Origin of the sequence: Mesorhizobium sp. M7A.F.Ca.US.006.04.2.1 (assembly GCF_004022915.1) — a bacterium.
GTDB classification, from domain to species: Bacteria; Pseudomonadota; Alphaproteobacteria; order Rhizobiales; family Rhizobiaceae; genus Mesorhizobium; species Mesorhizobium ciceri.
In genome coordinates this window covers 1-3,408 of the sequence record NZ_RZQA01000715.1, presented here as the reverse complement: position 1 = coordinate 3,408, position 3,408 = coordinate 1, and the positions used below count along the sequence as shown (strand labels likewise).

The window sequence follows — 3,408 nt, the reverse complement described above, 5'->3', positions numbered from 1 at the left end:
CTGCAGAATGATCTTGAGCCATCGCCGATAGAGGGGGAACCAGCCGCAGCGCCCGACCAAAGGGCGGACGCCGATGATCCCGAAGCCGGCTGGGGCGAGACCATCGATGCGGGCGATGCAGCCCTTCCCGCATTCCAGAAGACGCAGATCGAAAACAACACGAGTGTCGCAACCGTCTCGAATGAGTATCAGCGGTTCGAGGCGACCGAAGACACGTTCGTGAAAATCCTCAACGACCGCTCTTTGGACAGCGTCGCGCTCGATGCGCATTTCTCCGCAGAGGACGCCAAGCTGGCAGGGCAAGCGCTGAAGGCGCTTTTCAACCGCGACGGCCTGGAACCGGGCTATGTCATCGCCATGCGTGGTTTCAGGCCGAGGCGCGAGACGACGACCATGTCGCTGATGCAGGTGTCCATCTACGCCAAGAACGTCTTTGTCGGCACGCTGACACGCAATGCGGCGGGCGCATTCGTATCGGGTGTCGATCCCTGGGTCCGTGAAGATCTGTTCAACTATTCGGGCGCACAGGGGGAAGGCACGCACAAGCGGCAGTATCGCCTGCTCGACGCGATCTACTCGACGGCGGCTCGCAACAGTGTTCCAACCGGCGTGATCGGCGAAGCGATCATGTACCTATCGCGAGGGCAGGATCTGGACGCCTTCGCCAGCGAGGACCAGCGCCTTGTGCTGATCTACTCGCAAACGTCGCGCGGCAAGGGCGAGACTGACGGGCGTGTGCTGTATGTCGGCGTGCAGGGCACCGAAAAGAGCCTCGACTGTTTCGTCTTCCAGCTGAGCGAGGGCCAGTTTGCGTGCGTTACCGGTGACGATCAGGTCCGCTCGCTGACGGTCACCAACGGCATGGTCACGCCCGTCAACGGGGTGATGACATCCACCTTCGGGCCACGCAAGCATCCAATTCTCGGCACCGTTCGCATCCACAAGGGCGTCGACTGGGCGGCTCCCGTTGGCACGCCGATCGCAGCCGCCTTCGATGGTGACATCACCTTCCAGGGCGATGGCGGCAGCTATGGCAATCTGGTGAAGATCTCGCACCCAAACGGGCGCGAGACGCGCTATGCGCATATGCTGAGATTTGCAATCGGGACCGGTGTCGGAACCAGGGTGAAAGCCGGCGATGTGATCGGCTATATCGGCACCACCGGCCTTTCGACCGGGCCCCACCTGCATTTCGAACTCTACCAGAATGGCGCAGCGATCGACCCACTCGGCACGGTCACCGCGGTCGCTTCCGACGATTCCGCGGTCGAGACGCTCACCGACCGTATCGTTCATGTCGAAAGCGGCGGCAGCGCTCGCGCCAAGAACCCAAATTCCTCAGCAACCGGTGCAGGGCAATTCATAAGCAAGACCTGGATCAGGATGATGAACACCTACCGCCCGGAACTTGCGCGCACGCTGTCGACAGCCGACCTGCTCGCACTGCGCTACGACGCCACGATCTCGCGTGAGATGGTTCGCAACCTGGCTCGCGAAGGCGAGGCCTATCTTCGGGAGCGTGGTCACCAGATTACGGCGGGCAGACTCTATCTCTGTCATTTCCTGGGAATGGAAGGCGCGCACCAGGTGCTGTCGGCCACAGGTTCGGCGCAACTGAGCGCCGTGCTGGGGTCGGCCGTCATCCAGGCCAACCCGTTTCTCACCGGCAAGACCGCCAGCTACGTCGTGGACTGGGCCGAAAGGAAAATGGGCCAGAAGCTGGGCCGCATGGCCACTGGCGCCGCCCAGCAGACAACGACCACGGAGGTCCGCCAGACGTCACCGGAGTTTGAAAAATACAAGCAGGCCGTCACCGCCGTCATAAGCTCAATTCAGAATACGCCTTGAACCACGCTCGCGCTGCTCTATCAGATGCTCACCCCTGTCCAAATTCCATCGGGTAGAACAATCTTCGCCCCATCCCAAGCTGCGGCGCAGCTTTGCGTGGCTATTGTGTCTTTATCCGCATTTCCACGCGGCGATTGAGCGGATCGTATGGGTTGGAACTGCGCGGGTTCTTTTCACCCATGCCGACCGCGTTGATGCGATCAGGCTCGATGCCGCTGGCCGTGAGGAAGGCGGCTACCGATTTCGCTCGTCGTTGCGACAGGCCTTCGTTGTGGTGCACCGTGCCGGTGGCATCGGTATAGCCTTCGACGACGAAGCTGAACGTGCTCAGCCGGTTGTCCTTCAGGGCTTTGGCGAACTCGTCGAGTTCAGCGCGCGCGGTGGCGTCAAGTTCGGCCGAATCCAAGCCGAAATTGATCAGCATGTCGAGGCCGGTTTTCACTGCCGACGCGTCATTAGACTTGCTTTTGCACTCCTCCGCGGAGCCAACACAAATCCCGCGGGACTTGCCGAGATCGGCCGCACCAGCAAAAAACTTCACGATGTCTTCCGATTTCTGAACGGGGTCGGCGGAAGCGTGGGTCGAGAAAAGCACGACCGCCAACACAAAAGCTGAACTGCTCCACTGCATAGCGGCTCCTCCTGGTTGAGTATTCCGATTTTCGATGTTGGGATCATAGCAAATTCGCAGGCAATTGTCTGTCTGCAATCGCCGGGGGCGTGACAGTTGTTGCCGCGTCACCGGTTGAGACTTGACCCGCGCCGCGCCTAAGGCTTGAGTGGCCAAGCTTCTCGATGAAAGCGTGGCGGTCATGGCCAATGGGCTCCGGTTCAAAACGGCAAGGGATCTTTTCGCGGCGTGTCCTGCTATTGCGCGGGACATGAGGAGCCTTCCAACCGACCAGCGCTCGATCGAGTTTTGCCGCGACCTTCTCGCAGGGCGCGTTCCCGAGGAAGCGGTTACATTTTGTGCCTACCTGCTTCCCGAGCGAGCCGCGGTCTGGTGGGCCCATGAATGCCTGAGCCACCTGGCCGACCTGTTGGATGAGACCGATCATCAGTTGCTCCCGCTGGTCCACAACTGGGTGGGCGAACCGGACAGTCTCCGCCACCAGGCGGCGCTCAGCACAGCCGGCGCGACGCCGCCAACAACGCCGGTCGGCTGGATTGCTCTGGCCGCGGGATGGCGTGACAATGGTTCGGCCAGGGCCGCGACGATGGCACCGGCGTTGCTGCCGTTTCCAGCTGCCCACGCAATCAATGCCGGGATTCTGGCCGGACTGGCGCGTGTCGCACTGGCTGACCGGTTCACCGTTCTTTCGGCATTTGTCGAAATGGGCATCCAGATGGCTGAGATCGAGGCCCTGAGCCAAGCAGCGGATGCGGATTAGAGCATTCGCCCGGCAGAAACCGATGGATGCCGTCATCATCCTGGCTTACTTACAGCCACCTTGCGCCCATTTTGCGAGCGCCACCTTGAAGCGCGTTCCAAGCGGATGTTGAAGCCGTAAGACAGACACGTCGTTGGCGGCGAAATTTTTCGACTGTTCACACAGCCGG

The 3,408-nt window shown here is 61.0% G+C and carries 3 protein-coding genes; 2 read left to right on the top strand and 1 reads right to left on the bottom strand.

Annotated elements, in window-relative coordinates:
- A partial coding sequence (locus EN925_RS28645; protein WP_164894447.1) for a M23 family metallopeptidase occupies positions 1-1,848 on the top strand: 1,848 nt, incomplete at its 5' end.
- A 100-nt stretch (positions 1,849-1,948) separates the two neighbouring features.
- Here the strand turns inward: EN925_RS28645 and EN925_RS28640 are convergent.
- Complete coding sequence (locus EN925_RS28640) at positions 1,949-2,479, bottom strand: OmpA family protein (protein WP_013525282.1); 531 nt, start codon at positions 2,477-2,479, stop codon at positions 1,949-1,951.
- Between the two features lie 148 nt (positions 2,480-2,627).
- Between EN925_RS28640 and EN925_RS28635 the strand changes: the two genes are divergently transcribed.
- On the top strand, positions 2,628-3,239 hold the full coding sequence (locus tag EN925_RS28635) for a hypothetical protein (RefSeq protein ID WP_224673521.1): 612 nt from the start codon (positions 2,628-2,630) through the stop codon (positions 3,237-3,239).
- Positions 3,240-3,408: the final 169 nt, after the last annotated feature.